Source organism: Streptomyces mangrovisoli (genome assembly GCF_000974985.2).
Taxonomy (GTDB): Bacteria; Actinomycetota; Actinomycetes; order Streptomycetales; family Streptomycetaceae; genus Streptomyces; species Streptomyces mangrovisoli.
In genome coordinates this window covers 14,441-35,549 of sequence record NZ_LAVA02000020.1, presented here as the reverse complement: position 1 = coordinate 35,549, position 21,109 = coordinate 14,441, and the positions used below count along the sequence as shown (strand labels likewise).

Annotated in this window: 19 protein-coding genes, 2 pseudogenes and 2 riboswitches; of the genes and pseudogenes, 9 read left to right on the top strand and 12 right to left on the bottom strand. The window is 72.1% G+C overall.

Annotated elements, in window-relative coordinates; all coding sequences use genetic code 11:
* Positions 1–44 precede the first annotated feature (44 nt).
* The 5 genes from WN71_RS10315 to WN71_RS10295 form a co-directional block, all read right to left on the bottom strand.
* On the bottom strand, positions 45–1,787 hold the full coding sequence (locus tag WN71_RS10315) for an ABC transporter substrate-binding protein (protein ID WP_240529624.1): 1,743 nt from the start codon (positions 1,785–1,787) through the stop codon (positions 45–47).
* A 63-nt stretch (positions 1,788–1,850) separates the two neighbouring features.
* Entirely contained in the window at positions 1,851–2,849 is a 999-nt protein-coding gene (locus WN71_RS10310; RefSeq protein WP_046582576.1) for an ABC transporter permease, read from the bottom strand.
* A gap of 361 nt (positions 2,850–3,210) precedes the next feature.
* Positions 3,211–3,999 (bottom strand): enhanced serine sensitivity protein SseB C-terminal domain-containing protein, encoded by a 789-nt coding sequence (locus WN71_RS10305; RefSeq protein WP_046582574.1) that lies wholly within the window; start codon positions 3,997–3,999, stop codon positions 3,211–3,213.
* 510 nt (positions 4,000–4,509) lie between these two features.
* Positions 4,510–5,304 (bottom strand): enhanced serine sensitivity protein SseB, encoded by a 795-nt coding sequence (locus WN71_RS10300; RefSeq protein WP_046582572.1) that lies wholly within the window; start codon positions 5,302–5,304, stop codon positions 4,510–4,512.
* 5 nt (positions 5,305–5,309) lie between these two features.
* The gene (locus tag WN71_RS10295; protein WP_240529623.1) at positions 5,310–6,140 is read right to left on the bottom strand and encodes an AAA family ATPase; all 831 of its coding nucleotides are present in this window, start codon (positions 6,138–6,140) and stop codon (positions 5,310–5,312) included.
* Positions 6,141–6,327: 187 nt separating this feature from the next.
* Positions 6,328–6,436, top strand: a riboswitch (glycine riboswitch).
* Positions 6,437–6,557, top strand: a riboswitch (glycine riboswitch).
* Between the two features lie 38 nt (positions 6,558–6,595).
* On the opposite strand from WN71_RS10295, the gene gcvT reads away from it, so the two are divergent.
* The 4 genes from gcvT (at position 6,596) to WN71_RS10275 (ending at position 11,188) form a co-directional block, all read left to right on the top strand.
* Entirely contained in the window at positions 6,596–7,723 is a 1,128-nt protein-coding gene (gene gcvT / locus WN71_RS10290) for a glycine cleavage system aminomethyltransferase GcvT (protein ID WP_046582570.1), read from the top strand.
* A 203-nt stretch (positions 7,724–7,926) separates the two neighbouring features.
* A complete protein-coding gene (gene gcvH, locus WN71_RS10285) occupies positions 7,927–8,304 on the top strand; it encodes a glycine cleavage system protein GcvH (RefSeq protein WP_046582569.1) in 378 nt (125 codons plus the stop codon).
* A 14-nt stretch (positions 8,305–8,318) separates the two neighbouring features.
* Positions 8,319–9,584 carry a serine hydroxymethyltransferase gene (gene glyA, locus WN71_RS10280; protein ID WP_046582567.1) on the top strand — a complete coding sequence of 422 codons (1,266 nt, stop codon included), beginning with the start codon at positions 8,319–8,321 and terminating at the stop codon, positions 9,582–9,584.
* Between the two features lie 236 nt (positions 9,585–9,820).
* Positions 9,821–11,188 (top strand): L-serine ammonia-lyase, encoded by a 1,368-nt coding sequence (locus WN71_RS10275; protein WP_046582565.1) that lies wholly within the window; start codon positions 9,821–9,823, stop codon positions 11,186–11,188.
* A gap of 156 nt (positions 11,189–11,344) precedes the next feature.
* Here WN71_RS10275 and WN71_RS39685 read toward each other — a convergent pair.
* Positions 11,345–11,944: pseudogene (locus tag WN71_RS39685) on the bottom strand (aldehyde dehydrogenase family protein); the annotation flags it as partial.
* A gap of 25 nt (positions 11,945–11,969) precedes the next feature.
* Positions 11,970–12,176 (bottom strand): annotated as a pseudogene (locus WN71_RS43430) (aldehyde dehydrogenase family protein); the annotation flags it as partial.
* A gap of 423 nt (positions 12,177–12,599) precedes the next feature.
* Between WN71_RS43430 and WN71_RS10265 the strand changes: the two are divergent.
* Positions 12,600–13,631 (top strand): phosphatidylinositol-specific phospholipase C domain-containing protein, encoded by a 1,032-nt coding sequence (locus tag WN71_RS10265; protein ID WP_420856487.1) that lies wholly within the window; start codon positions 12,600–12,602, stop codon positions 13,629–13,631.
* 90 nt (positions 13,632–13,721) lie between these two features.
* Positions 13,722–14,279 carry a GH25 family lysozyme gene (locus WN71_RS10260; protein WP_046582562.1) on the top strand — a complete coding sequence of 186 codons (558 nt, stop codon included), beginning with the start codon at positions 13,722–13,724 and terminating at the stop codon, positions 14,277–14,279.
* A 33-nt stretch (positions 14,280–14,312) separates the two neighbouring features.
* Here the strand turns inward: WN71_RS10260 and WN71_RS10255 are convergent, their stop codons facing one another.
* The 3 genes from WN71_RS10255 to WN71_RS10245 all read right to left on the bottom strand — a co-directional run bounded on the left by WN71_RS10255 (position 14,313) and on the right by WN71_RS10245 (position 16,409).
* A complete protein-coding gene (locus WN71_RS10255) occupies positions 14,313–14,783 on the bottom strand; it encodes a hypothetical protein (protein WP_046582560.1) in 471 nt (156 codons plus the stop codon).
* A gap of 104 nt (positions 14,784–14,887) precedes the next feature.
* The gene (locus tag WN71_RS10250; RefSeq protein WP_046582558.1) at positions 14,888–15,550 is read right to left on the bottom strand and encodes an NADPH-dependent F420 reductase; all 663 of its coding nucleotides are present in this window, start codon (positions 15,548–15,550) and stop codon (positions 14,888–14,890) included.
* 181 nt (positions 15,551–15,731) lie between these two features.
* Positions 15,732–16,409, bottom strand: a complete 678-nt coding sequence (locus tag WN71_RS10245) for a FadR/GntR family transcriptional regulator (protein ID WP_046582556.1) — start codon at positions 16,407–16,409, stop codon at positions 15,732–15,734.
* A gap of 223 nt (positions 16,410–16,632) precedes the next feature.
* On the opposite strand from WN71_RS10245, the gene WN71_RS10240 reads away from it, so the two are divergent.
* Together WN71_RS10240 and WN71_RS10235 are read left to right on the top strand one after the other, a co-directional pair.
* Positions 16,633–18,321, top strand: coding sequence for a 2-isopropylmalate synthase (locus tag WN71_RS10240; protein ID WP_046582554.1), 1,689 nt, complete (start codon positions 16,633–16,635; stop codon positions 18,319–18,321).
* Positions 18,318–19,118, top strand: a complete 801-nt coding sequence (locus WN71_RS10235) for an ABC transporter ATP-binding protein (protein ID WP_046582662.1) — start codon at positions 18,318–18,320, stop codon at positions 19,116–19,118. Before WN71_RS10240 ends, WN71_RS10235 begins: the two co-directional genes overlap by 4 nt.
* 73 nt (positions 19,119–19,191) lie before the next feature.
* Here the strand turns inward: WN71_RS10235 and WN71_RS10230 are convergent, their stop codons facing one another.
* Together WN71_RS10230 and WN71_RS10225 are read right to left on the bottom strand one after the other, a co-directional pair.
* Positions 19,192–19,404 (bottom strand): EF-hand domain-containing protein, encoded by a 213-nt coding sequence (locus WN71_RS10230; RefSeq protein WP_046582552.1) that lies wholly within the window; start codon positions 19,402–19,404, stop codon positions 19,192–19,194.
* Between the two features lie 60 nt (positions 19,405–19,464).
* Positions 19,465–20,376, bottom strand: coding sequence for a MerR family transcriptional regulator (locus WN71_RS10225; protein ID WP_046582551.1), 912 nt, complete (start codon positions 20,374–20,376; stop codon positions 19,465–19,467).
* Between the two features lie 48 nt (positions 20,377–20,424).
* Here WN71_RS10225 and WN71_RS10220 point away from each other — a divergent pair, with 48 nt between their 5' ends.
* Positions 20,425–21,060: a GNAT family N-acetyltransferase gene (locus WN71_RS10220; protein WP_046582549.1), complete on the top strand. Its 636-nt coding sequence runs from the start codon at positions 20,425–20,427 to the stop codon at positions 21,058–21,060.
* Positions 21,061–21,109 lie beyond the last annotated feature (49 nt).

The following is a 21,109-nucleotide window of genomic DNA, read 5'->3' as shown; positions in this document are numbered from 1 at the left end:
TGAGACCCGCGGGCACCAATGCCTTCACCTGCCTTCCGGGGCTGCTACTTCGACGCGACGCCGATGTTGAGGTAGTCGTACTCGCCGCTGAAGGCCGCCGTGGACACCAGGTTGGTGGCCTTCGGGCGGGCCAGCAGAACCTTGAAGTAGGTGAGCGGCACGATGACCGCGTCGTCCATGGTCTGCTTGTCGATCTGGGCGTAGATGCTGTTACGAGCGTCGTCGCCGGAGGTGGCGATCGAGGTCGACAGCATGTCGTTGACCTTCGAGTTGTTGTACTGCGACAGGTTGGTGTTACCCGAGGCGCCGATGGCCTTGCCGTTCAGGATCTGCTGCAGGAAGCCGTAGCCGGAGGGCCAGTCGGCACCCCACTGCATCATGATCAGGCCGACGTTCTGCTTCTCGGTGAACTTCGGGACACCCGCGTAGTCGGTGAAGTACTTGCCCGACGGGTACTGCTTGAGGGTCGCGTTGATGCCGACCTTCTTGAGCGAGTTGATGATCGCCGTGGCGGCGTCGACCTCGGTGGGACGGTCGCTGCGCGCGGTGATGTTGGTGTTGATCGTCGTCTTGCCGCAGGCCTTCAGCTGGTCCTTGGCCTTGGTGACGTCACCCTTGTTGCCGTCGGTCGCGTAGACGTCCGACTTCTCGTAGCCCGTGATGTCCGGGGGCAGCACCGTGGAGGCGACGTCACCGCGGATCGGGCCGCCCTCGGCGGTCTGCACCGAGACCTTGTCGATCGCGTACTCGACGGCCTTGCGGCAGGCCACGTTGTTGAACGGCTTCACCTTGGTGTTGATCGCCATGTAGACGAGACGGCCACCGTAGGTGTTGTCCGTGTTGGCCTTCTTCGAGGCGTCGGTGAGGACCTGGGCCTGCGTGGCGGCCTGGACACCCGAGCCGGCGAGGTCGATCGCGTCGCCCGCGAGGACGTCCTTGTCGATCGTGTCCGGGTTGACCTTCAGGTTGACGACGATCTTGTCCGGCAGCTGCTTGCGCAGCGGGTCCGTGCTCGCGTCCCAGTTCTTGTTGCGCACGAGGACGGCCTGCTTGCCCTCGGAGTAGCTCTGGAACTGGTACGAGCCCGAGGACACGATGTTCTTGACGTAGTCGACGCCGTTGTCCTTGGACTGCGGGACCGGGGCCGTCTGCGGGGCGGCGACCAGGTAGTCGAACTCCTGGAAGGCCTGCTTCAGGTGGAAGACGATCGTGGTCGCGTCCGGGGTCTCGATCGAGTCGAGGCCCTTCTTGTCCTTGTACGGGCCCTTGTACTTGTCGCCGCCGACGAGCAGCTGCTGGAAGTAGTTGGGACCGAGCGACAGGACGTCACGCGAGAAGTTCGAGCGCTCCACGGCGTACTTGACGTCCGCCGAGGTGATCGACGAGCCGTCCTGGTACTTCAGGCCCGAACGCAGCTTGTACGTCCAGGTCTTGCCGCCGTCGCTGGAGACACCCTTGCTCGCGGCGAGGTCCGGGACGAGGGTGTTGCCCTTCGTGCCGGCGCCGGGCTCGAACGTCATCAGCGGGCGGGCGTACAGCCGGCTGAAGTTGTACATGTACGCGTAGTACGTGTTGCCGGGGTCGAACGAGTCCGGCACGTCGGACAGCTCGTAGGTGAGCGTGCCGCCCTTCTTGTCGGAGGCGTTGACGATGCCCTTGGTCGCGGCGTTGGCACCGGCGGACTTGGTGCCGGTGTCGTCCTTGCTGTCATCTGCCTTGCTGCAGCCTGCGACCAGCAGACTCGCACTTCCGATGGCCGCTATTACGGCCAGCGCTGACCTACGCATGATGGGCGGGTTCCCCTCCATTGTCGGAAACTTTTCGGGCTCTCGGTGAGGTGTGAGCAGACGTCAACGGCTGCGCGGGTCGAGAGCATCGCGGAGACCGTCGCCCAGCAGGTTGAACGCCAGGACGGTCACGAAGATGGCGAGGCCGGGCACGATCATGTACTGGGGGTCGACCTGGTAGTACGTGACCGCTTCCCGGAGCATGCCGCCCCAGGAGGCCTGCGGGGGCTGGATGCCGACGCCGAGGAAGCTCAGCGAGGCCTCGAAGAGGATGTTGGTCGGGATCAGCAGCGTCGAGTAGACGATGATCGGACCGACCAGGTTGGGCATGAGCTCCCGGAACAGGATGTACGGGGCCTTGGCGCCCATGCCGCGCGAGGCGTCGACGAACTCGCGCTCTCGCAGGGCGAGCGTCTGGCCTCGCACGATACGGCCCAGGTAGGGCCAGTTGAAGAAGCCGATGACGAAGATCAGCACGCTCAGGTGCAGCGGCAGGCCGTTGAGGCCGAACGCGCCGCCCTGGAGGGTGGCCGAGATGGCGATCGCGAACAGCAGCAGCGGGAACGCCAGGAAGGTGTCCATCAGCCGGCTGATGACCGAGTCGACCCGGCCGCCGTAGTAGCCCGCGACGACGCCGAGGATGGCGCCGATCACGTTCGACAGCACCGTGGCACCGAAGGCGACCACCAGGGAGACCCAGGAGCCCTCGAGGATGCGGGTGGCGATGTCACGGCCGAACTTCGGGTCCACACCGAGCGGGTGGGACCAGCTCATGCCGCCCCAGGAACCCTTCGGCAGCGAGGTGTTGGCGTCGATCAGGTCCTGGTGGAAAGCGTTCGGGTCCAGGCCCAGGAGGGACTGGATCGGACGGGACAGCACCGCGACCAGGATCAGCAGGATGACGATGACGGCGCCGGCGACGGCGACTCGGTCCTTCTTGAATCGGGTCCAGGCGATCTGTCCAAGGGAACGACCCTCGATCTGCCCCTTGCCGGCGCCCTCCAGCACAGCCTCCGGCTGCGCATCGGATGCGGCTCCGGTGGTCTCGATCGGTGCGGTCACGTTGACCCGACCCCTCTCGCCGGTGGTGACCGGCTTGCAACTGCCGCTGTGTGCGGGTTTGTCGACTTACCTAGATCACGGAACGCAGAGTCCGTGTCTGAGTGGGGAGTCTTCAGTGCGCTTGTGATCAGCCGCCAGTGCTGACGGGGAATGGATGCGCAACCGTGATGCACTCAGGGGGATTCCGTTATCCGAACAGTGGGTAACGGCCCTCGGACGGGAAGCAATTCGGACACACCGGAAATTGATCTCCGATCGGGCTCTCTGCCCGAAATCTACGCGCGCAGAAGTGCTCTCGGTGTGCGGATCCTGCGGGAATCCGGGGATGGGGTACCGATGTACGCCCCACCGTGGTATGCGCTCAGTAATTGCCGCGGGCCGGTGGGTAACCGTAACCGGCCGCCGGAGCGGGGGCCGCGTGGGCCTCGCGGTCGTAGAACGGGCGCGCGTTCGCGCGCAGCCACATCACCACGGGGTCGTACTCGTCGGACATCGCGACGGTCGACACCGGCAGCCCGTCCGGCACCGCGCCGATCGACTGCTGCATCATCGCGCGCACCGAGTCGACGGCCGGCGGCGAGGTGTCGTACACGTCGAGACCGATGGCGAGGTACGGCGCCCCGAGGGCCGGCTGCACCCAGGCCCGGCGCAGCGCCCTGACCGCCGGGGTGCGGTGCGCGTTCTGCGTGAGCAGGGCGTAGAACTGCGGGATCTCGATGCCCGGCTCGGAGAGCCGCAGCGGTCCGGCGGGCTGACGGTCCAGGCCGGTGGCGATGCGGCGCAGATCGAGCCAGGGGATGCCCACGCCGCCGCCCGGGGCGTGCGGGTTGAGCCAGAGGCCGAAGTGGTCGGGGTAGAGGGTGCGGGCGACGTCGAGGCCGTCCACCACCTCGTACGAGCGGTTCCAGCCGCTGGCCGACAGCTCCTGCGCCGAGGTCACGCACGGGGCGTAGCCGTGGCCCGCGACCTCCATGTTCCCGTACTGGGCGTCGGGGGAGCCGGACTGTCCGTGCCAGAGCAGCATCCAGACCTGGCCGGAGGCGGGCGTCGCGAGGGCGCGCAGCAACGCCTCGTAGGCGTCGTAGCGCCCGGGGGTCACCTGGCGCAGCATGTGCTCGACCTGTCCGGTCGCGGTGCCGCTGGCGCTCACCTGTACCGCCCCTTCTTGGAGTTGCCCCGGTTATGGAACCACTTTAAGCGCCTGGGGGGTCGGGGCCTCTCGCGTGTCCGCCACTGGGCGCGGGTTCGTCTCCGGCCGAGCCGATTGGCCCGGAAACGTCCCTCGGGGCGGACCTGGGCGAGGGCTCGCCCCGCGCCCGGGCCCCTCAGGGGCGCGGGGAACTGCGCGCCCAGCCCCCACACGGCCGCGGACGGCCACCGAACGGATGCGACACCCACCGGGCCCGCGGGACGCCGGGGCCCCGGACCCATGGGCGCCCGGGGTTCAGGCCGCCCTTCGGAAGCACGCGTCGAGCCCCACACCCTCAGGGGCGCGGGGAACTGCGCGCCCAGCCCCCACACGGCCGCGGACGGCCACCGACGAACCGATCCGGCACCCACCGGGCCCGCGGGGCGAGCGACCCCGGGCTCACAGGCCCCCGGGGGGACGACCCGATGGGCCCGGGGTGGGCCCGGGACCGGGGTCGCCCAGGCCCGGGGTTCAGGCCCCGTACTGGTAGAAGGGCCGCACGTGTTCGCGCATCCACTCGCCCACCGGATCCTGCGCCACGTCCAGCAGCACCAGGTTGACCCGCCAGGGCACCGGGACCTGGCCCAGCGCCCGGCCCAGCGCGTCGAGCGGCTGCTCGCGCAACTCGCCCTCCCACTGGGTGAGTTCGACGCCGATGAACATCACCGGATCGGCGGTCTCGATCGCGGCCAGGCAGCGCCGCGCGGTGAGCACCACGCCGGTCGCCGCGAACTCCGCGGCGGCCACGGCGAGGAAGTCGACCGGGTCGTCCTGCCAGTCCGGCTCGAACAGGCGCACCCGGCCACCGGCGGCCGGCCCGTCGAGGACGGTGCGACCGGCCCGCGCGACCTCCGCGACCGCCTCCGGCGGCAGCGGTACGCCGACCACGCCGTCCGGATTGATCGCGAGCCCCACCTGGGCGGGCAGCCCGCGCGCGAACTCCACCGCGGGCGCGATGGTGAACGACATGTGGGAGCCGACGACCTGCCGGAACTGCTCCTCCGAGCTGAACACCGGCACGAACGCCTGGCCGGCGATCTCCAGGGTGGGCAGGTCGAGCGGGCCGCTGTGCGGACCGCCGCCGCCGGGCAGCGGGATCCACAGGAAGCTGCGGCCGAGGACCTCGACGATCCTGGCGCCGGCCGTGGGGATGCCGAGGGAGGCGGAGAGCACCTCCTCCAGTTCGTTGCCTGGCCAACCGCTGTGCGGGTGGGGGTGCGTCTGCGCCGGGTACTCCGCGGGAAAGTCCGCCGCCGGGAAGTCCATCTGCTCTACCGCCTGCTGGGAACCACTGCTGAGACCGAAAGGCTAGCGGGTGCCTGTGACACGGCGCCCCCGCAGGTGAAGCCCACCCGGCCGAGCGCGTCGGCCGCGGCCCGGTCGAGCAGCACCGCGGAGCCGCAGCCGCGCGGCGGGCCGCCCCGCTCCACGGCGCTCAGCAGCCGGGCCGTACAGCGGCGGTGGCGGCGGAAGGCGTACCGCGACACGCCCCGGCCACGGGAGCGCTGGCCCGCGAGCGCGGTGTCCGGGGCGACGTCGAGCAGCAGCAGATGGAGCGCGCCGCCGCGGCGCCGGGCCGCGCGGGACAGCCAGGCGCGCACCCAGCTGCGCGTACCGCAGTCGTGCACGACCAGGCCCGCGCCGGTACGCAGCGCGCGGGCCAGCGCGGCGTAGTGCGCGAGGCGGACCAGGGGGCGGTAGAGGGCGTACGGCAGCGAGCGGGGCAGGCGGCGGCGCCAGCGGTCCCGGGCGTCCTGGGAGTCGACGCGGGGGCCGCGGACCGCGCGGCGCATGAGGGTCGACTTGCCGCTGCCGGGCAGGCCGGTGACCACGACGAGATCGCGGGGGCCGAACAGGAGGGCGCGGGGGCGGTCGGCGGCGTGGGCGTCCGCTTCGGCGTCCGGTCGGGCGCGCAGGTCGCGGACGCCTCCCGCGGGAACCTCCCGCGTCACGTCCGCCGTCTCCCCCGTCCCGGCCGCCGCCTCACGCCTCCCGGCCGCCGCCTCGCACGGCTCGTACCGCCCGCACCGCTCGTCCGGCCCGCACCGCTCGTACCGCTCGTACCGCCCGCACCGCTCGTCCGGTGTGATGGTGTCGTCCATCTTCACCGCCCCCTCCCCTTGGCCATCCCATGGGTGTTCCTTGGCCATGGAGGTCTTATCCCCATGAAAAGTAAAGAGAAGGTAATCTCGACCGGTGCGGCCGGTCCGGGCCGACGGCCGCACCCACCCGCCCCCATCCCCCGACCCGGCGTGCAATGATGTGCGCGCCAACTGCATACCGGCCGCTTGAATCCGCGCGGGAGAGTTCCCAGCGGCGCTTTGTGAAGCGCTCGCGGGACGCCGAAGGAGCAAGTCCCTCCCTTGAATCTCTCAGGCCCCGTTACCGCGCGGGCGAGGCACATCTGAAAAGCGGGCCGCCCCGGCGGCCCCACCCAAGGTGCAAGCCATGACCTGCGACTCGTCCGGAGTCCGGTGGTCATGGCGAACCTCTCAGGTTCCGATGACAGATGGGGAGGAACGACCTCGCCCGCTGTCATGCCTGGGAGACAAAGCCGATGAGCAGTACCGAACCCGCCGAGCAGCGCCGTACCGCGCTCGATGCGCTGCATCGCTCGCTGGGCGCCACCATGACCGACTTCGCCGGCTGGGACATGCCGCTGCGCTACGGCTCCGAGCGCGACGAGCACAACGCCGTCCGCACGAAGGCCGGTCTCTTCGACCTCTCGCACATGGGCGAGATCACCGTCACCGGCCCCGACGCCGCCGCGCTGCTCAACCACGCCCTCGTCGGCGACATCGCGTCCGTGGGCGTCGGCCGGGCCCGCTACACCATGATCTGCCGCGCCGACGGCGGCATCCTCGACGACCTGATCGTCTACCGGCTCGCGGAGACCGAGTACATGGTCGTCGCCAACGCCTCCAACGCGCAGGTCGTCCTCGACGCGCTGACCGGGCGCGCCGCCGGCTTCGACGCCGAGGTCCGCGACGACCGCGACGCGTACGCCCTGCTCGCGATCCAGGGCCCCGCCTCCCCCGGCATCCTCGCCTCCCTCACCGACGCCGACCTCGACGGCCTGAAGTACTACGCGGGCCTGCCCGGCACGGTGGCCGGGGTGAGCGCGCTCATCGCCCGCACCGGCTACACCGGCGAGGACGGCTTCGAGCTGTTCGTCGCCCCCGCCGACGCGGAGAAGCTCTGGCAGGCGCTGACCGACGCGGGCCACGAGGCCGGCCTCGTCCCCTGCGGGCTGTCCTGCCGCGACACCCTGCGCCTGGAGGCGGGGATGCCGCTGTACGGGCACGAGCTGACGACGGAGCTGACCCCGTTCGACGCCGGGCTCGGCCGGGTCGTGAAGTTCGCCAAGGAGGGCGACTTCGTGGGGCGCGAGGCGCTCACCGAGGCCGCCGCGCGCGCCGAGCAGAACCCCCCGCGGGTGCTCGTCGGCCTGATCGCCGAGGGCCGCCGCGTCCCGCGCGCCGGCTACCCGGTCGTGGCCGGCGGCGCGGTGATCGGCGAGGTCACCTCCGGCGCCCCCTCCCCCACCCTGGGCAAGCCGATCGCGATGGCGTACGTCGACGCGGCCCACGCGGCCCCGGGCACGGCGGGCGTCGGCGTGGACATCCGCGGCAGCCACGAGCCGTACGAGGTCGTGGCGCTGCCCTTCTACAAGCGGCAGAAGTAGCCGCCCGCGCCGCGCGCCGGCGTCCCCGAAGCGCCCCGCCGGACCAGTGCGCGGGCGCCACGGGCGGACCTGCGCGCAAGCCCCGCAAGCCACCGCCGAGGACCAGATCGCCGCTGCTCGGACGTCCGCGTCACCACTGATCAACGGCGTTCCCGGCGCTCCCCCTTCATGACCACCTCCCCGCGTACAGGAGAATTCACGACATGAGCAACCCCCAGCACCTGCGCTACAGCAAGGAACACGAGTGGCTGACGGCCGGCGAGGACGGCGTCTCCACGGTCGGCATCACCGAGCACGCGGCCAACGCGCTCGGCGACGTGGTCTTCGTCCAGCTCCCGGAGGTCGGTGACAGCGTGACCGCGGGCGAGTCCTGCGGCGAGCTGGAGTCCACCAAGTCGGTCTCCGACCTGTACGCCCCCGTCGACGGCGAGGTCACCGAGGTGAACGAGGACGTCGTCAACGACCCGTCCCTCGTCAACTCGGCCCCGTTCGAGGGCGGTTGGCTGTTCAAGGTGCGGGTCTCGGCCGAGCCGGGCGACCTGCTCTCCGCCGACGAGTACACCGCCTTCATCGCGGGCTGAGGAGTCGTACCCGAATGTCGCTTCTGAACACGCCGCTGCACGAGCTCGACCCCGACATCGCCGCCGCGGTCGACGCCGAGCTGGAGCGCCAGCAGTCCACCCTGGAGATGATCGCCTCGGAGAACTTCGCTCCGGTCGCGGTCATGGAGGCCCAGGGCACCGTCCTCACCAACAAGTACGCCGAGGGCTACCCCGGGCGCCGCTACTACGGCGGCTGCGAGCACGTCGACGTGGCCGAGCGGATCGCGATCGAGCGGGTCAAGGAGCTGTTCGGCGCCGAGTACGCCAACGTGCAGCCGCACTCCGGCGCCTCCGCCAACCAGGCCGCGCTGTTCGCGCTGGCCCAGCCCGGCGACACCATCCTGGGCCTGGACCTCGCGCACGGCGGCCACCTCACCCACGGGATGCGGCTGAACTTCTCGGGCAAGCAGTTCCAGGTCGTCCCGTACCACGTCGACACCGAGACCGGCCTGGTCGACATGGCCGAGGTCGAGCGGCTCGCCAAGGAGCACCGCCCCAAGGTGATCATCGCGGGCTGGTCGGCGTACCCCCGCCGGCTCGACTTCGCCGAGTTCCGCCGGATCGCCGACGAGGTCGAGGCGTACCTGTGGGTCGACATGGCCCACTTCGCGGGCCTGGTCGCGGCCGGGCTGCACCCCAACCCGGTGCCGTACGCCGATGTCGTCACCTCGACCACCCACAAGACGCTGGGCGGCCCCCGCGGCGGCATCATCCTGGCCAAGCAGGCCTTCGCGAAGAAGCTGAACTCGTCGGTCTTCCCGGGCTTCCAGGGCGGCCCCCTGGAGCACGTGATCGCGGCCAAGGCGGTCTCCTTCAAGGTCGCCGCCTCGGCGGAGTTCAAGGAGCGCCAGCAGCGCACGCTGGACGGCGCCCGCATCCTCGCCGAGCGGCTCACCGCGCCCGACGCCCGCGAGGCCGGCGTGAACGTGCTGTCCGGCGGCACGGACGTGCACCTGATCCTGGTCGACCTGCGCGAGTCCGCGCTCGACGGCCAGCAGGCCGAGGACCGCCTCCACGAGGTCGGCATCACGGTCAACCGCAACGCCGTCCCGAACGACCCGCGCCCGCCGATGGTCACCTCGGGTCTGCGCATCGGCACGCCCGCCCTCGCCACCCGCGGCTTCACCGCCGAGGACTTCGCCGAGGTCGCGGACGTCATCGCCGAGACGCTGAAGCCGTCGTACGAGGCCGAGGCGCTGAAGGCCCGGGTCAAGGCCCTGGCCGACAAGCACCCGCTCTACCCCGGCCTGGGCAAGTAGCAGGCCGGTGCCGCGGGGGTCCGCCCGGACCCCCGCGGCGCCACCCCCGTCCGGACGGCACCTGCGCCCGGACGGCACCCCGTCCGGGCGGCACCACTCCCCGCCCGGACGGCATCGCGCACCCCGCCCGACCGGCACCGCGCACACTGGAAGACGGGCGAGGTGCCCGCGTCCGCGTCACCCCGCGGCAACCGCGGCACCCCGCACCACCCTCATCTCGCCCCTCAGGAGTCACCGTGGCCATCTCGGTCTTCGACCTGTTCTCGATCGGCATCGGCCCGTCCAGCTCCCACACGGTCGGCCCGATGCGCGCGGCGCGCATGTTCGCCCGCCGGCTGCGCAACGAGGGCCTGCTCTCCTCCGTCGCCTCCGTGCGCACGGAGCTGTACGGCTCGCTCGGCGCCACCGGCCACGGCCACGGCACGCCCAAGGCGGTGCTGCTCGGCCTGGAGGGCGAGTCGCCGCGCACGGTGGACGTGGAGAACGCCGACGAGCGCGTGGAGACGATCCGGCAGTCGGGCCGCCTGCGCCTGCTCGGCGAACACGGCATCGCCTTCTCCTACGACACCCACCTGAAGCTGCACCGCCGCAAGGCGCTGCCGTACCACGCCAACGGCATGACCCTGTGGGCGTACGACGCCACGGGCGCGGAGCTGCTGTCGAAGACGTACTACTCGGTGGGCGGCGGCTTCGTCGTCGACGAGGACGCGGTCGGCGCGGACCGCATCAAGCTGGACGACACCGTGCTGAAGTACCCCTTCCGCACCGGTGACGAGTTGCTGCGGCTGACCAAGGACACCGGCCTGTCCATCTCCTCCCTGATGCTGGAGAACGAGCGGGCCTGGCGCACCGAGGAGGAGATCCGCTCCGGCCTGCTGGACATCTGGCGCGTGATGCAGGCGTGCGTCTCGCGCGGCCTGTCCCGCGAGGGCATCCTGCCGGGCGGCCTCCGGGTGCGCCGACGCGCGGCGATGACCGCGCGGCAGCTGCGCGCCGAGGGCGATCCGCTGGCGCACGCGATGGAGTGGATCACGCTCTACGCCATGGCGGTCAACGAGGAGAACGCGGCGGGCGGCCGCGTGGTCACCGCCCCGACCAACGGCGCGGCCGGGATCATCCCCGCGGTCCTGCACTACTACATGGACTTCGTGCCGGGCGCCGACGAGGACGGCGTGGTCCGCTTCCTGCTGGCCGCGGGCGCGATCGGCATGCTGTTCAAGGAGAACGCCTCCATCTCCGGCGCCGAGGTCGGCTGCCAGGGCGAGGTCGGCTCCGCCTGCTCGATGGCGGCGGGCGCCCTCGCGGAGGTGTTCGGTGGCACGCCGGAGCAGGTGGAGAACGCCGCCGAGATCGGCATGGAGCACAACCTGGGCCTGACCTGCGACCCGGTCGGCGGCCTGGTCCAGATCCCGTGCATCGAGCGCAACGGCATGGCGGCGGTGAAGGCCGTCACGGCCGCCAGGATGGCGATGCGCGGCGACGGTTCCCACATGGTCTCCCTCGACAAGGTCATCAAGACGATGAAGGAGACCGGCGCGGACATGTCGGTCAAGTACAAGGAGACGGCCCGGGGCGGGCTGGCCGTGAACATCATCGAGTGCTGACGACCGTCCGGCGCGGGCCCGCCCCGCGATCCGGCCGGTGACGGCGACGGCGACGGGTCGCACGACGGCCGGTGACGGCGACGGCGACGGGTCGCACGACGGCCGGTGACGGCGACAGGACGCACCAGCGCCGGTGACGGCCGCGGACCACCGCCTTCACCTGGGTCCAGTCCTCCAGGTAGTCCGGGCCCATCGAACGGCCGAAGCCACTGTGCCGGTAGCCGCCGAAGGGGGCGCCACCCGGTCGAAGATCGTCGGCTCCACGAAGAAGCCGCGATCGTACGCCTCCCCGCTGAGCTTTCCGCCGCCGGTCACGATCTCGGCGCCCTCCTCCCGGCCGATCCGCAGGTAGTCGAGGACCCGGGCCTGCTGGCGGGCGTTGATCAGCGGGCCCATGTCGACGGGCTCGTCCCACCGGCCGACGCGGACCGCGCGGAAGGCGTCGGCGAGGGCGGACACCAGGCGGTCGTGCAGCGAGGAGTGGACGAGGACCCGGGAGCCCGCGGCGCAGACCTGGCCGCTGTTGAGGATGATGCTCCGCACGATCGCCGGGACCGCCTTCGCGAGGTCGGCGTCGGGCAGCACGATCTGCGGGGACTTGCCGCCGAGTTCCAGCTGGAGCGGGATCAGGTTGCGGGCGCACGCCTCCATCACGGCGGTGCCGGTGGCCGGTGAGCCGGTGAACGTCATCTTGCGGATGCCGGGGTGCGCGGGCAGCGCCGCGCCGGCCTCGGCACCGAGACCGGTGACGACGTTGAGGACCCCCCGGCGGCAGGCCCGCCTCCAGGCCGAGGCGGGCCAGGTAGAGGGCGGTCAGCGGGGCGTCCTCTGCGGGCTTGAGGACGACCGTGTTGCCGGCGGCGATCGGCGCGGCGGTGTTGAAGACGGTCATCGGTCCGGGCGCGTTCCACGGGATGATCGCGCCGACCACGCCGAACGGTTCGCGCAGGGTCAGGCCCAGCGCGTCGGGCGAGCGGGTGGGCAGGACGTCGCCGGTGCCGGGCGATGACCGGCCGCGGGCACGGCGGAGGGCGCGGCCGCCCCCGTCGGGGTGTCAGCCGGCGGTCGCGCCCGCGAGCTCGTCGTAGCGGTGGCAGGCCACGGACACGCCGCCGTGGTCGGTGAGTTCGGGGCGGGCCGTGTCCGGCTGGGTCCATGGCCCACTCGCTCGCGCGTTCCGTTACGTGACACGTCAGACCGCGTTGCGATATGGAGTCGCCCAAAGCTATCCCCCGCACCGGCGCGACGACAGCCCCCGTCCGGAATGTGACCACGGGCCGGAACCCCCCGCACGAGACACGGATCCCCGCTCCGGTGACTCCTGTTCCTCCTGGGGCTACCGAAGAGTAATCACCATCTCCTACGCTGCCGCCAACTCGGCGACAACAAAGGGGAATTGACCATGCGCATGATTCGTGCGGCCAGACGGCTGGGGGCGCTGCTCGGCGCCGCCGCGATGCTGCTGGCCTTACCCGGCAGCGCCCACGCGGATGCGACCGCCTATGCGGGGACGACGGCGATCGGCACCCACAACGCGTACGACAAGTCCAAGTACACGTACTTCGCCCAGGCGTTGGACTCCGGCGCCTCGCTGCTGGAACTGGACGTGTACGTGGACAGCCTGACCAAGCGGTGGCGGGTGAGCCACAGCAACCCGCTCGGCAACGACAACAACTGCGAGCACGCGAACACCCCTTCGCAGCTCTACAGCCAGAGCCGCGACCAGGACCTGGGCAGTTGCCTGGACAACATCGCGGCCTGGAACCAGCTGCACCCGGACCACGCGCCGATCGTCTTCAAGGTCGAGATGAAGGTCGGCTTCAACAACAACGCGGGCCTCGGACCGGACGAGTTGGACACGCTGATCGCCTCGAAGCTGGGCAGCAGCGTCTACAAGCCGTCCGACCTGCTCGGCTCCACGTACTCCTCGCTCGACGCGGCCGCCAAGGCGAACGCCTGGCCCGCGCGGGACTCCCTCAAGGGCAAGTTCCTCTTCGAGCTGATCCCCGGCACGGTGGAGGAGGCGAACCCCTTCGACCACTACTGGACCGACCAGGAGTACGGCGAGCACCTGCGCGATCTGTACGCGGCGGGCAGCATCTCGTCCGCCGAGGCCTTCCCGGCGGTGCTCGGCGCCGCGAACGGCGATCCGCGCACCAGCCGCTACGACGCCTCGATCCGCCCGTGGTTCGTCTTCTTCGACGGTGACGCGGCGACGTACGTCAACAACGGCTACGACACGTCGTTCTACTCCACGAACCACTACATCCTGATCATGACGGACGCGGCGTCCGTCTCCCCGGCGATCTCCTCGACCGCACCGACGGACGCCGAGGTCGCCGCGCGCCTGTCCCTGCTGGCCGGCGACCATGCCAGCCTCATCACCTCGGACTGGTCCACCAAGTCGGCGTCCGTGCTGAGTTCGGTGGTCACGCGCGGCTAGGGGCTCGCCGTCCGGATCGGCGCGCGGGCCCCGGCACCCGCCGGACCTGCGGCAGGTTCCGGCCGGGGGACTCGGGGGCACAAGTCCCCCATGCTGCACGGCATCGACGTAAGCGCGTACCAGTCCTCGGCCTACGACACGGACGGCCTCTCCTTCGTCTTCATCAAGGCGACGGAGGGCCGTTCGTACGTCAACCCGAAGCTGACCGCCCAGACGAAGCACGGCCGCGACGCCGGCCTGGTCGTCGGCTTCTACCACTTCCTGTGGCCGGGCAACCTCACGGACCAGGCGGACTACTTCCTCTCCAAGGCCCCCGACAAGGCGGGCGACCTCCTCGCGGTCGACTGGGAGACCACCAGCGACGGCACCCACGCGAGCAACGCGGAGAAGGACGCCTTCATCCGTCTCCTGAAGAAGAAGCGCCCGGACAACCGCGTCGTCCTCTACTGCAACCGCACCTACTGGCTCGACATCGACAAGACGTCCTACGCGGGCGACGGCCTCTGGATCGCCGACTACACGACCGCGGGCAAGCCCCGCATCCAGGCGGACTGGACGTTCCACCAGTACAGCTCCGACCCCCACGACAAGGACGTCGCCGACTTCAAGACGAAGGCCGCCCTGAAGTCCTGGGCCGCCGTCGACTGACGGGCCCGCCGGCCACACCTGCCCCCCGACCGCTCACGCCCCCGGTCCGTCGGCCCGTTCGGCGTGCCGCCGTACCGCCGCGAGCAACCGGCGCAGACCGGCCGCGTGCGCACCCGTGCCCAGCACGAGGATCCGGTACCCCCGGCCGTGGACGCCGGGGAAGGTCGCGTGGGACTCCGCCGTCAGGGAGCAGCCGTCCGGGGCGCTGGACCCCAGGAAGAAGGCCAACTGGTAGGTCGAGAAGCGGTGGGTGCCGCGGAGGACGAGTTCGTGGGGCGGGACGGCCCTCGCCACGTGGAAGCCCGGCAGTACGGAGCCCTCGGCCGGCGGGCGGGGGCCCGCCTCGGCGCGGTCGGTGCAGCCGACCAGGCGGGCGTAGGCCGCGGCGCCCCGGCCCGAGAAGGACGTGGCGACCGTGGCCGTCAGGGCCCGCCAGGTCGTCTCCCGCGAGGCGGCGACGTGCGTGGCGTGCTGGTCGATGTACGGCAGCGGGTCTCTGCCCATCCTGGCCTCCCCGGGTCCGCGGGCCGCCCCGCCCGGCACCAGCGCCCCCGGTCCGCGGGCCGCGCCCCCGGAACCACCGTAGCGGCGCGGTCCGCGCGTGGGGGTCAGCCGCGGAAGTCCGGGGTGCGGTTCGGGGAGGCTTCCTGGATGGCCTTCGTCACGGCGTCCGTGCCGGCGCGCAGGCCGTAGACCGGGGTGCCCGGCTGCTGGCGCCAGGAGTCGTCGATGCCGCCGGCGTCGACCGTGTCGAAGCCGAGCGCGTCGATCAGGGCGCGGACCGTGGCCTTGGCCGTCCCGTCGTCGCCCGCGACCGGGAGCGCGATGCGGTCGGCAGCGCCGGCCGGGCGCGGGAGGTCGAGGATGTCCTGCGCGTACGTGCCGTTGAACGCCTTGATCACCGGGTGCCCGATCTGCCGCTCGGTCCAGCGGCTCTCGGTGAGGCCCTCGTCCTCGATGGCGTCGATGCGCCCGTCGCGCTGCTGCGGGTAGTAGTTGCCGGTGTCGATCACGGCGACGTTCCCGGCGGCGCCGTCCAGCAGGCCCTCGGGCAGGTCGGGCAGGGCCTTCACCGGGACGGTCACCACGACCACCGCGGCCCCGCGGGCCGCCTCCTCGACCGGGACCGGGGTGGCGCCGGTCTCCTTGGCCAGGTCGGTGAGGGTGTGCGGGCCGCGGGAGTTGGCGACGGACACGTCGTGGCCGAGGGCGGTGAGCCGCCGGGTGAGGTTGCCGCCGATGTTGCCCGCGCCGATGATGCCGATCTTCATGACATGCCCCTTCGGATTCGATGCACATGCATGCATCTGCTGCGGGGGCGACAACCCCCGGCGGGCACCGCCTATTCCGCGGGCGTGCCGAACGGGTGACGGCGTCCCCCGAGGTGCCGGTGTCCCCTAGGGGCCGGTGTCCCCTAGGGGCCGGTGCCGCCCGAGGCACGGAACGCCGGTCCTAGCCCGCGAACGGGTCCGCCAGTTCCGCCTCCAGGACCCGTACCGCCGTCGCCGCGTCGCCCTCGCGCACCGCGCGGACCAGCGCCTCGTGCGCCTCGTCGCCGGTGTCCGGGTCGTCGGCGCGCAGTCCGGTCAGCGCCAGCAGTTCGATCAGGCCCTCCCGCAGCACCGGCCGGAACTGGGCGAACAGGTCGGCCAGCACGGGGTTGTGGGCGGCGGCGACCACGGCGGCGTGGAAGGCGATGTCCGCGTCGACGAAGGCCGGGTCGTCCGCGGTCCCCGCGGCCCGGCGGCCGGCCAGCGCCGCCTCGATCGCGGCGACGTCCTCGGGCGTACGGCGGTGCGCGGCGAGCCGGGCCGCGTGCACCTCGACCGCCGTCCGCACCTCGTACACGTCCGTCACCGCGGCCCGGCGCAACCGGGTGGGCCAGTCCTCGGCCGGTTCGGTCGCGACGACGAAGACGCCGGCCCCCTGCCGGGCCCGCACCAGGCCCGCCCCGGCGAGCGCGCGCAGCGCCTCGCGGACGGTGGAGCGGCCGACGCCCAGCTCCCTGGCCAGCGTGGTCTCGCCCGGCAGTCGGGCGCCGACCGGCCAGGTGCCGTCGGTGATCTGCTCGCGCAGCCGGACGGTGGCCTGTTCGACCAGGAGGCTCGGGCGGACCGGTCCGAGGGGCATGGGTGTCACCAACTCGTCGCAGGGGCAGCGTGCTTCGCGGGCGCGTCGTGAGCGCCGCACAGGAATTCTCACTTGTCTGAGGACCTGAGGTGTCGCTAGCGTACTGCTCATGTCGTTCAGCGGTCTCCTTCTCGGCTGCCGCGGCGGGGTCTGACGCGACCGGCACCCCGCCGCGGGGCGCCGCGCTGCCGGTCACCGCCGAACGAGCCGAGAGGCAGCAGCCATGACCCTGCTGTGGAACCCGCAGCGCCCGAGCCCCATGCCGTACCACCGCTACCGCCCCTTCCACGACCGCGTACGGGTCCCGGTGACCGGCCGCGACTGGCCCGCCGCCCGGCTGGAGCGCGCGCCCCTGTGGGTGCCGGTCGACCTGCGCGACGGCAACCAGGCGCTCGCCGAGCCGATGGACACCCCGCGCAAGCGCCGCCTCTTCGATCTGCTGGTCCGGCTGGGCTTCAAGGAGATCGAGGTCGGCTACCCGTCCGCGAGCCGGACCGACTTCGACTTCGTACGGCACCTGGTGACGAGCGGCGCGGTGCCGCGGGACGTGACCCCGGTGGTGTTCACCCCGGCCCGCCCGGACCTGATCGACCGCACCTTCGAGTCGATCGAGGGGATGGAGCGGGCGGTGGTCCATCTGTACGTCGCCACCTCGCCGGTGTGGCGCGAGGTGGTGCTGCGCCGGGACCGGGCCGAGATCGCGCGGACCGTGCGCGAGGCGGCCGAGCTGATGGCGCGCCGGGCCGGGGACGCGCCGGGGGTGCGGTTCCAGTTCTCGCCGGAGACCTTCAACCTCACCGAGCCGGACTTCGTGCTCGAACTGTGCGACGGGCTGACCGGGTTGTGGGACGCGAGCCCGGACCGGCCGGTCACCCACAACCTGCCCGCCACGGTGGAGATCGCCACCCCGAACGTCTACGCCGACCAGATCGAGTACATGCACCGGCACCTGGCCCGCCGGGACTCGGTGATCCTGTCCGTGCATCCGCACAACGACCGCGGCACCGGCGTCGCCTGCGCGGAGCTGGCCGTGCTCGCGGGCGCCCAGCGCGTGGAGGGCTGTCTGTTCGGCAACGGGGAGCGCACCGGCAATGTCGACCTGGTCACCCTCGCGCTGAACCTGTTCGCCCAAGGGGTCGATCCCATGGTCGACTTCGGCGACATCGACGCCGTGCGGGAGACGGTCGAGCACTGCAACCGGATCCCGGTGCCCGTACGGCATCCGTACGCCGGCGACCTCGTGCACACCGCGTTCTCCGGCACCCACCAGGACGCCATCAGCAAGGGGCTCGCCGAACACGCGCGCCGGGCCGCCGAGTCGGGGGTGCCCGAGCGCGAGGCACCGTGGGCGGTGCCGTACCTGCCGGTCGACCCGGCCGATCTGGGCCGCACGTACGAGGCGGTGATCCGGGTCAACTCGCAGTCCGGCAAGGGTGGTTCGGCCTATCTGCTGCGCGCCCGGCACGGCGTGGACCTGCCGGAGCCGATGCGGCCCGAATTCGCCGTCGCCGTACAGGAGATGACGGACGCGAGCGGCCGGGAGGCGACCGCCGACGAGCTGTACGACCTGTTCGCCGCCGCGTATCTGGCCGAGGGGGAGGTCGCGCTGGACGACTGGTCCGTCCACGAGGAGTCCCCCGGTCTGCACCGCTTCGTGTGCACCCTGCGGGTCGGCGAGCGCACCGGCGACCACGAGGGCGCCGGCCCGGGACCGCTGACCGCCTTCGCCGACGCGCTGACCGGCGCCGGGGTGAAGACCGAGGTCCTGGAGCTGGTCGAGGACGGCCCGGTGACCTTCGCCAGGTGCCGCGTCGACGGCCGTGCGGTGTGGGGCGCGGGCCGGGCCGACGGGTCACCGCTGACCGGCTCGGTGCGGGCGGTGCTGTCCGCGGCGAACCGGGCGGCGCGATGACCGTGGTGCTGCACGCGGACGACGTGCACGTGGTGCGGGACGGGCGGGCGATCCTCCAGGAGGTCTCGCTGACCGTGCGGGAGGGCGAGCACTGGGCCCTGCTCGGGGCGAACGGCGCCGGGAAGTCCACCCTGCTCGGTCTGTTGGGGGCGCGGATCCATCCGACGCGGGGCGCCGTGGAGGTGCTCGGCGCCCGGCTCGGCCGGGTGGACGTCCGGGAGCTGAGGGCGCATGTCGGGCACGTGGACCCGCGTCATCCGCTGTCCGAGCCGCTGCGGGTGCGGGACGTCGTGCTGACCGGGCTCACCAACTCCGTCGCGCTGCTGCCGCGTTGGCGTCCCACGCAGGAGCAGCGCGCGCAGGCCGACCGGCTCATCGACACCCTCGGGCTGACCGCGCACCGCGAGGCCCGCTGGCCCACGCTCTCCCAGGGCCAGCGCGGCCGGACCCTGATCGCCCGCGCGCTGATGCCGAGGCCGCGGCTGCTGCTCCTGGACGAGCCGGCCACCGGGCTCGACCTGCCCGGCCGCGAGCAGCTGCTCGGCTCGCTGGACGCGCTGCGCGAGGCGCATCCGAGGCTGGCGACGGTGCTGGTCACCCACCATCTGGAGGAGCTCCCGGCGGGCACCACGCACGCGCTGCTGCTGCGCGACGGGCGCGCGCTCGCGCGGGGCCCGGCGGCCGAGGTGCTCACGAGCGACCAGGTCGGCAAGTGCTTCGACCTGCCGCTCACCCTGGAGCGGCACGGCGGCCGCTGGACGGTCCGGGTCGACCGAACGGCCGGCCCACCGGCGTGAGCGCACGGAAAAGGGGGACCCGTGCCGGGTCCCCCTGCCCGGCGGGACCCGTGCCGGGTCCCGCCTCCCCGCGTCACTTGTTCAGGTACGTCCAGAACTCGTCGAACGACAGGACCTTGTCGTTGTTGAGGTCGCGGGCGGCGATGATGGCCTCGGCGACCGTGTCGGTGACGTTCCAGTCGCCACCCTGGGCCAGCGCGCTCTTGAACTCGGACGCGGTGATGAACCCGTCGCCGTCCGCGTCTATCCGCTGGAACTCCTTGCGTGCTGCCTCGATGTCAGCCACCGATCCGCCCCTTTTTGTCGCGTTTTTTCGTGCCGTGCAGAGGTACTGCCGCAGGTCAGACTAACGGCCCGGCCAAGCCCGGAGCGCCTCGACCACCCAGCCGAACTCCTCCTGGTGCCGGGGCGGCATCGACTCGCCGCGGATCGCCATCGACAGCTCCCGGTAACGGGCCACCTCGGGACCGGGGTTCATCCGGCGCAGCACCGCCGACCGGTCGGCGTGCTCCCCGAACACCTCCCTCAGCACGGCGTCGGCCTCCGGGGAGTCCGGCGCCACCCCCCGTTCGCGGGCGTCACCCGCCCGCTCGATCAGCCTGCGCAGGAACATCGCCGACGCGCCGGCCGGGGTGTCCGGGCCGCGGTCGGCGGCGTTGAACTCGATCACTCCCCGCATCGCCGCCCGGAACTCCGGGTTCTGGAGCAGTTCGGCCAGCTCCACCCACGCGTCGACCTGCTCCGGGGTGGGGTCGTCGGGCAGCCCCACGCCGAGGGTCCGCACCCGCTCGCGCACCCAGGGGTCCGCCGTGTCCAGGCCGTGGAAGATCTCTTCCACGAACTCGTCGACGATGCGCTGCCGTTCGGCCGCCGACAGCCGGGCCAGTCTGTTCATCAGGGTCGTCTCCTCCGCGCTCGATCCGCGCCGTGCCACGGTCGACAGCACCGCCCGGGTCACCTTCAGCGACCTGATCTGCGCGTCCAGCGCCACCACATGGGCCGCCGCGACCTCCGCGACCGTCCGCTCGCCGGCCAGCACCCGGCGTACGTCGTCCAGGCCGAGGCCCAGCTCGCGCAGGGTGCGGATCAGCTCCAGGCGGGCGACGCAGGCGGCGTCGTAGAGCCGGTAGCCGCCCCCCGAGCGGGTCACGGGGGCGAGCACGCCCTCGTCGGACCAGTAGCGGATGGTGCGCACGGTCAGCCCGGTGGCGCGGGCGAGCTCGCCGATGGTGAGCAGTCCGGTGCCGTCGTCGATCATGTCTGCGAGTCTGGGCCTTCCAGTGGGTGGAGACTCAAGGAGCGCGCGATGGAGACCTTGCGGGACATTCTCGACGCGGCCGCGCGGGGTGTCTTCCCGCCGGACGACGGCACCACGGCGATCGTGCCGCAGCCCTCGCGCCGGGACGCCGGGGTGCTCGCCCTGACCGCGTACTCGGTCGTCTTCACGGACGAGGATCCGCGCTGGGTGCGGGCCGCGCTGCGCTCGGCGGGCTGCGACGCGCTGGCCGCGCCGCTCAACCCCCGCTTTCTCGCGGCCCTGCTGGAGCGCACCGGGCGCGCGAACGACACGGTGGACGCGCTGCTGGTGGGGACCCCGCTGCCGGGCCCCGCACCCCTGGACCTGGTGGAGCTCGCGGACTCGGCCCACCCGCGCGTGGCCTACGCGCGCCGGCGGCGCGACGAGGTGCGCGCCTGGGCCGCGGACGGCGGTGTGGTGGTGCTGGGACGCGGGGTCGCGGGCCGCCTGGAGGTGGCGGTCGAGGTGACGGACGGGGTACGGCACCGGGGCCTCGGCCGGCTGCTGGTGACGGCGGCCCGGCACCTCGCCGACGAACCCGTGTGGGCGCAGGTCTCGCCGGGCAACGCCCGCAGTGCGCGGGCGTTCCAGGCGGCGGGCTACCGGCCGGTGGGCGCGGAGGCGCTGCTGCTCCCGGCCGGTTGAGCGGGTCCGCGGGCGGCCCGGCGGGGAGGGATCGCCGGCCCGGCGGGCG

Excerpts from the sequence above, each read along its gene's own strand:
- WN71_RS10315 (WP_240529624.1), bottom strand. The coding sequence starts at position 1,787 with ATGCGTAGGTCAGCGCTGGCCGTAATAGCGGCCATCGGAAGTGCGAGT.
- WN71_RS10300 (WP_046582572.1), bottom strand. The coding sequence starts at position 5,304 with ATGGACTTCCCGGCGGCGGACTTTCCCGCGGAGTACCCGGCGCAGACG.
- WN71_RS10295 (WP_240529623.1), bottom strand. The coding sequence starts at position 6,140 with ATGGACGACACCATCACACCGGACGAGCGGTGCGGGCGGTACGAGCGG.
- gcvT (WP_046582570.1), top strand. The coding sequence starts at position 6,596 with ATGAGCAGTACCGAACCCGCCGAGCAGCGCCGTACCGCGCTCGATGCG.
- gcvH (WP_046582569.1), top strand. The coding sequence starts at position 7,927 with ATGAGCAACCCCCAGCACCTGCGCTACAGCAAGGAACACGAGTGGCTG.
- glyA (WP_046582567.1), top strand. The coding sequence starts at position 8,319 with ATGTCGCTTCTGAACACGCCGCTGCACGAGCTCGACCCCGACATCGCC.
- WN71_RS10260 (WP_046582562.1), top strand. The coding sequence starts at position 13,722 with ATGCTGCACGGCATCGACGTAAGCGCGTACCAGTCCTCGGCCTACGAC.
- WN71_RS10255 (WP_046582560.1), bottom strand. The coding sequence starts at position 14,783 with ATGGGCAGAGACCCGCTGCCGTACATCGACCAGCACGCCACGCACGTC.
- WN71_RS10250 (WP_046582558.1), bottom strand. The coding sequence starts at position 15,550 with ATGAAGATCGGCATCATCGGCGCGGGCAACATCGGCGGCAACCTCACC.
- WN71_RS10245 (WP_046582556.1), bottom strand. The coding sequence starts at position 16,409 with ATGCCCCTCGGACCGGTCCGCCCGAGCCTCCTGGTCGAACAGGCCACC.
- WN71_RS10240 (WP_046582554.1), top strand. The coding sequence starts at position 16,633 with ATGACCCTGCTGTGGAACCCGCAGCGCCCGAGCCCCATGCCGTACCAC.
- WN71_RS10235 (WP_046582662.1), top strand. The coding sequence starts at position 18,318 with ATGACCGTGGTGCTGCACGCGGACGACGTGCACGTGGTGCGGGACGGG.
- WN71_RS10225 (WP_046582551.1), bottom strand. The coding sequence starts at position 20,376 with ATGATCGACGACGGCACCGGACTGCTCACCATCGGCGAGCTCGCCCGC.
- WN71_RS10220 (WP_046582549.1), top strand. The coding sequence starts at position 20,425 with ATGGAGACCTTGCGGGACATTCTCGACGCGGCCGCGCGGGGTGTCTTC.